Annotated in this window: 2 protein-coding genes and 1 pseudogene; 2 read left to right on the top strand and 1 reads right to left on the bottom strand. The window is 37.1% G+C overall.

Translation table 11 applies throughout. From position 1 onward, the window contains the following. Positions 1-124, top strand: a pseudogene (locus F6K13_RS24100) (photosystem II q(b) protein); the annotation flags it as partial. A 367-nt stretch (positions 125-491) separates the two neighbouring features. Further along, positions 492-1118 (top strand): hypothetical protein, encoded by a 627-nt coding sequence (locus F6K13_RS24105; protein WP_124145445.1) that lies wholly within the window; start codon positions 492-494, stop codon positions 1116-1118. 326 nt (positions 1119-1444) lie between these two features. Here F6K13_RS24105 and F6K13_RS24110 read toward each other — a convergent pair whose 3' ends face one another. Continuing rightward, entirely contained in the window at positions 1445-3070 is a 1626-nt protein-coding gene (locus F6K13_RS24110; RefSeq protein WP_124155273.1) for a SpoIID/LytB domain-containing protein, read from the bottom strand. Positions 3071-3507: the final 437 nt, after the last annotated feature.

Below are 3507 nucleotides of genomic sequence, written 5' to 3' on the forward strand. Positions count from 1 at the left end.
GGTAAATACTTGGGCAGACATCATTAACCGGGCTAACTTAGGAATGGAAGTAATGCACGAGCGTAATGCTCACAACTTCCCTCTAGATTTGGCTGCTGTAGAAGCTCCTTCTATCAATGGTTAATTTTTGAGTTAGCTTTAGTTAGCTAATATAGACACCCTCCAATATTGAATATTGGGGGGTGTTTTTTTTCAATGTTACGCTATTATATCAAATCCGTTTAATTGGATATAAAAAAATTCTCCAATCGCCATAACTACTGGCGCGTCAAGCTTAAAATGGGGCGTTGGTAATTAGTAAGATGATTTTCTAGCAGGGGTGATACCCATTACTTACTCTGGTTAAAAATTTAGAGTGAGTCAGAAGGGGATTAGTCTGAAAGTTTCATCTCTTGATTTACCAACACCTAAAATGGTGTATTAGCTTCATAGGCAAGAAGTTATCATCACAGATCATCAGGCGAGCGCTAAAAGAAGACCTGAAGGTGGAAGTGGAACATTCCAAACTAGGAAAGCTTCAGATCATAGCTTGGCATCAATTACATTTTAGACAACTTGCCCATCAAAAGTTGTCTGTAATTCGAGTTCAACAATTAGATTCACCCAAAAGTAAACCACTATGGTTAGGTTGGCATGGAGAACAAATACCCAACTTGATAGAAATAGTTGACTTATATCTACGTCGCTTGACAATTGAACATTGGTATCGTTTTTCTAAGCAAAGATTACATTGGACTTTACCTAACTTGGGCACTAAAGAGCAATGTGATCGATGGAGTGATTTGATGCCCATGGTCACTTGGGAGTTATGGTTAGCTCGTGGGATGATGGAAGACCATCCTCTACCTTGGCAAAAAGCACAGAGTAATTTAACTCCTGGAAGGACAGCTCAGGGGTTTGGAGCAGTTATTGCAGTTGTGGGAACACCAGCACTTTCACCCCAACCCCGTGGAAAATCTCCAGGCTCGAAAAAAGGTCAAATTCGTAACAAAAGAAAACGATACCCAATAGTGAAAAAAGGAAAAGGTAAGTTTGAAAGCCAGAAAAAAAAACACAAAAAAGACGAAATCAGCTTAATTAATCTCAACATTTGTTTTTCATATCTGTTGATAGTCTAAATTTTTTGCATCAGGGCAAACGCATCTCGTCAATAAACTAGGGGTAATTATCAATAAACCGGGTTTTATTGCGCTTGTTGACAATAGACTTTCAACATATAGTGTCTATAAAATCAAACAAACACTACATATAGGGAACGGCAAAATAAGATGCGTTTGCCCTGGTCTAAATTCCAGTTACGAGGTGGCGTGATCAATTTCTGATCTTCAAGGTAGACGGTGTGCCTCAAGCCCAGGAAAAGCCTTGTAGAGTGAAGCAATGTGATCAGTATTCAGATGAGCACAGAGTAATTTCGCTTTTTCAGCTTGAGGATAGATCGCTACTATTATTTTTGTCCAAAAGTGACGGACTCGCTGAGAGGTTGGATCTCTGTTCCAGGAAAATAAAAACTGAGAATACGATCGCTACTCCAACCTAACTCAGCTAACTTAATAGAACCTTTCTGAGAGAAACCTACCCCATGTCCAAATCCCCCTCCAACAAAACTATAGCCCCACAAAGTTTTATCGGGTTTGTATATAGGGTCTAAATAAAACAGTGTACTCCAAGGCACCCAAAAGGCATTTTGTACTTCGTCCTTATTTAACTCTATAATTCCTTTATCAGTTTCCACAGTCATTTTCAGAACACGACCAGCAAGCGATCGCTCTGTCACCTCCACATTTTTTACAGTTTCAATTTGAGCAAAAGGACTTTTTTTCTCTCGAAAATAACTCTTTAAATAGCTAACTATACCAGGTAAACTCACTACCTCCCGCCAACGAAACTCTATCCAACCTTCTTCATTAAATCCTTTTTGAAGACTCATAAACTTACGGAAATTTTGTTCATCAGCTAAACTATTTGTAGATAAATCCCAGATATTATTAGCTGAATCAACTACGGGTCGTAAATAGGGACGTTCAGTGCCATTCCACAAGTCGTTAAAATCTGCTGTCACACCACCACTAACAGCAAAATAAACAGCATCTATCAACTCATCCTCATAGGTCAGGACTTTTCCTCTAGTTGCTGCTACCGCTTCATCTGTTTCTGGGTATACATCTAATCCTTTGTAGACTTGACAGTGAGTATTGGCACACAACTCATAATTATCTGCTACAAACCTATGTAAATTCCGTAGTGCATAAGTTCTAGCTAAAATTGCCTGAGCTTCTAGGGATGCTTTTGGTGGCCAAGCTCCTAATTCGTGGGGTACTACTCCCCGAATATAAGTTTCTATTGGGATATTATTTACTAATGTGTAGCTTCCATAAGCATTCGGTTGTAATTTGAGTGAGCCAGCATAACGTCGTTCTTCTGGTATTGCTGTATCTTGGTTAAATTGATTATTAACGAGAATTATATCTTTTCCTGCTGTAATATCTAATTCATGGCGATGATAAGTATAGCCATTCATTTCCCAGTAAGCTGTGGGTCTTTGTTTGAGAACTTCCAAATCGAGATATACATTTGTATTACTATTAGCTTGTAGACTTTCTAGTAACCAGCGTCGCAATAAAGGAGTTTTATAAACTTCTCTTTTTGCCCAAACTTTCCATCTTCCGGGTTGGGTTACTTCTACTTCTATTCCCTTATTTTTCCATAATTGAGCATCTTCTTCAGCATTTTCATAACTGCGGTGACTACTGAGAATTAACCGCTCTTTTAATAATGCTTTTTCTTGCGGTCTCATCTTAATTTTCAACTCAACTTTTTCAGTAGTAAGAGTTTCTTTTCCTACTGGAGTTTTAAAGCTTAAAGTTAATTGATCTCCAGGAGTAGCTCTCAGGGTGATTTTATCTGTAGTTTTAGTACCAAATCGTTGTATGACTCCTATTTTGAGCAATCTATTAGATTCTTCTAAAGCTTCTGCTGGTCTTTTATATAATCCTAGCAGTAAAGCTGTTATCAATATTGTAATCGGAATTAATTTGTGAGTGAAATATTTTTTATATATCTTAGTCTGCAATTTTATTTACCTCCACAGTGTTTATTTTATAGCTATTGTAGCTAAAAATAGCTAGATTGAAAAAAACTTATAATTTAATTATTTTGAGCGACTCTCAAACTTAAGAATTAGTCAAATAAATATTTTTTATTTATGGTTGAAACTATACAATAAATGCAAAATTATCATCAAGAAAAATACTTCTTAGGTAGATAAATAAATTATCACTTTTTTTCCTTTCCCCCCCTCATTGGGAGATATAGCAATGAGCGCTGGTATATTTACAAATTGTAGTAGGGGCAAAAGAGCTAGAAGTCTTATATTATCGGCAATTTATTCCCCCTGTTCCCTGTTCCCTGTTCCCTGTTCCCTGCGCACAGCGCTATACTTGATCAAATCACATCAAGACTCTGTAGATATAACAAACAACTTTTATATCATGTCCGTTTAATTAGTGA

The sequence above is a fragment of the Okeania sp. SIO2B9 genome (assembly GCF_010672505.1).
Classification (GTDB): domain Bacteria; phylum Cyanobacteriota; class Cyanobacteriia; order Cyanobacteriales; family Microcoleaceae; genus Okeania; species Okeania hirsuta.